The organism is Variovorax sp. E3, from assembly GCF_016082275.1.
In the GTDB taxonomy this organism is placed as follows: Bacteria; Pseudomonadota; Gammaproteobacteria; order Burkholderiales; family Burkholderiaceae_C; genus Variovorax.
In genome coordinates, this window is the sequence record NZ_MOWM01000307.1 from 1 (window position 1) to 2,803 (window position 2,803).

The window sequence follows — 2,803 nt, forward strand, 5'->3', positions numbered from 1 at the left end:
CTGCGCGCCGTCGTGCACGCGCAGCACGGCGCTGTCGTCGCAGGCCTCGACGCGCGCGCTCCAGCAGCCTGGAGAGACCGGCGTCGCCACCGCCCGCTGGCGCGCGGCGGTGGAACGGCGGCCCCGATGAGGGGCCGCGACGGAAGGCGATGCAGCGGTGTTCATGGGGAGCTCCTCGGGTGTCGTGTCATGTCGTGTCGTTTCGGGTGGATGGCGTCATGCGACGGGCGCCCGCCACTGCTCGGCCTGTGCGCGCTCGGGGTCGGTCTCGAGCGCGCGGGCGCGGTCGGTCATCTGCGCCTCGTCGGTGTGGGCGCCGTGCAGGCAAGCGCGAAACATCACCGCGTCGCGCAGGTCGGCCCCCGGCAGGCGGGCGTGGCTGAAGTCGGCATAACTCAGCTCGGCGCGCGGCATGCGCGCGCGCGTCAGGTCGGCGCCGGCAAAGTGCGTCTGCCAGAGGTCCGCGCCGGAGAAGTCGCTGCCCGGCAAGACCGCGCCCGTGAACAGCGACTGGCGCAGCCGGGCGCCCGAGAAATCGACGTTCTCGCCTTGCGCGTCGCAGAACAGCGCCATCGGGGCGGTCACGCCGGCAAAGCGCGCGCCGTCGATCTGCGCGCCCTGGAAGTTGCAGCGCGGCAGCGTGTTGCCGCCGAAGTCCGCGCCGCGCAGGTCGGCCGCGCCGAACTGGCAGGACTCGAGCGTGAGCCCCGCGAAGGACAGGCCGGCGAGCACGGTCTTCACGAAGATCGTGCGCCGCAGCGACGCGCCGCGCCAGCTCAGGTGCGTCAGCGTGCACTCCATGACCGTGGCCTGGTGCCAGTCGGCCGCGTCGGCGCATACGTCCAGCAGGCTGCAGCCGCTGAACAGCGCCGCCTCCAGGTTGGCCTGGGCCAGGTTGGCGTGGTCGAGCTTCGTCTTCGTGACCACGGCCATCGACATCCAGGCCTCGCCGCATTGCGCATGCGCCGCGCTGCATTCGTTGAACGTGGCCGCATGCAGGTTGGCGCGGCGCAGGTCGACGTGGTCCATCTCGCAGCGGTTGAACACCGCGCGCCGCAGCTGCGCGCCGGACAGCAGCGCGCCGCGCAGGTCGCACTCGTCGAACACCGCTTCGCGCAGGTCCGCGTCGCGCAGGTCGGTTCCGGCGAACCGCACCTTGGAGAAGGTGCCGCCGGCCAGCGGGCTGCCCGCATGGTGGCCGCCCGACAGGTCGAGCCCACTCAGCGGCTCGCCCATGGCCACGGCAATGGCCAGCAGCTGCGGGCTCATGGGCGGGGCTCCCGGGCAGGGCCGGCGGGCCGACGTGCGCGCGCGTGCCGCTTCATGGCGCCGCCTGCTGTTCGGGCGTCAGGCGCGGCCAGGTGCGCGCGCGCGTGAGCAGCGCCTGGTCGAAGCGCGTGTCGCCGTCGAGCCGCACGCGCGCCAGGTCGGCGCCGAAGAGGTTGCTCTGCCGCAGGTCGGCGCCGCGCAGGTCCGCATGCTGCAGCACCGCCTGGCTGAAGTCGGCCCCCGCCATGCGGGCGCGCCCGAGGTCGGCCTTGCACAGCAGCGCGCCCTGGGCACGCGCCAGCCGCCAGTCGGAGCCGGCCAGGCGCGCGCCGATCAGGTTGGCGCCGTCCAGCATGCTGCCCACCAGCGACACCCGGCGCAGGTCCATGCCGCCGAAATTGGCAGCGCCGAGCGAAGCGCGGCCGAAGTCCGCGCCCACCAGCGTGCAGCCCTCCACGAACACCGCGCCGTCGGCCTGCGCGCCGCCGGCGTGGACGCCGTCGAGCCGGCACTGGACGAAGCTGGCGCGTGCCAGTTGCGCCGCGCGCAGGTCGCAGCCCGTGAGATCGCACTCGATGAAGTTGGCGTCGTCCAGCACGGCTTCGGCGAACACGGTGCCGCGCAGGTCCTGCTTGTAGAAGAGCTGGCCGGCGGCCTGGGCGCGCTGCAGGTCGGCGCCGCCCCACACCACGTCCAGCCACGAGGCGCCCTCCAGCCGCGCGCCGCGCAGGCGCGCGCCGCTCCAGTCGCAGCCGTCGAAGCGGGCGTTGCCGCAGTCGGCCTCCTCGAGCACCGCGCCCGTCAGCCGCGCGCGCCCGAGGTTGGCCCCGACCAGCACCGTGCCCACCGCGACGGCGCCGCACAGGTTGGCGTGCGCGAGCACGGCGTGCGAGAGGTCGGCGCCCGACAGGTTGGCGTTCTCGAAATTGGCGCTCTCCAGCCAGGCGCCCGCGAAGTTCAGGCCGCGCAGGTCGAGCCCGCTGAAGTCGGCGCCCGTCAGGTCCATGCCGCTGAAATGCTTCAGGCCGGCCGGCACGGCCACGGCCATTTCCGCGCGCAGCCGGGCGGCTTCGGCCGGGGCCATGGGCGGCGCCGGCGGTTGCAGGTGGGCGCCCGCAAGGTAGCCGGCCACCTGCACCAGCTCCGTCTGCAGCAGCGGGCCGTAGACGGCACCCGCGTTGAAGCTGCGCTGCGCGCCGTGCGCCGCGCCGCGCAGGCGCTCCAGCTCGCGCTCGGCCTTGAAGACCGGTGGGCCCCGGTGCTGCAGCGCCGCGAGGTCGACGCCGCGCTCGGCGGCAAAGCTCAGCGCCTTCTCGATCTGGACCAGCGTGCCGTTGAGCGCCTCCCACTGCTGGCGCTCGGCTTCCTCGATCTTGCGTTCCAGGTGCGCGGCCAGTTCCTCCATGGGCGGCTGCGGCTCGCGCGCGGGCATGACGATGCCCAGCGCGTCCGGGTCGCCGCCGGCCGCGCGGGCTTCCTCGCGCGCCAGCGCCACCTCGACCTGGGCACGGCGCACCTGCGCCTCGGCCTGCAG

Annotated in this window: 2 protein-coding genes; both read right to left on the reverse strand. The window is 74.3% G+C overall.

Going from position 1 to position 2,803, the window contains the following annotated elements:
* Positions 1–216: 216 nt before the first annotated feature.
* Positions 217–1,269, reverse strand: a complete 1,053-nt coding sequence (locus BMG07_RS40380; protein ID WP_198089172.1) for a pentapeptide repeat-containing protein — start codon at positions 1,267–1,269, stop codon at positions 217–219.
* A 52-nt stretch (positions 1,270–1,321) separates the two neighbouring features.
* On the reverse strand, positions 1,322–2,803 hold a 1,482-nt coding region (locus BMG07_RS40385), incomplete at its 5' end, for a pentapeptide repeat-containing protein (RefSeq protein ID WP_198089173.1).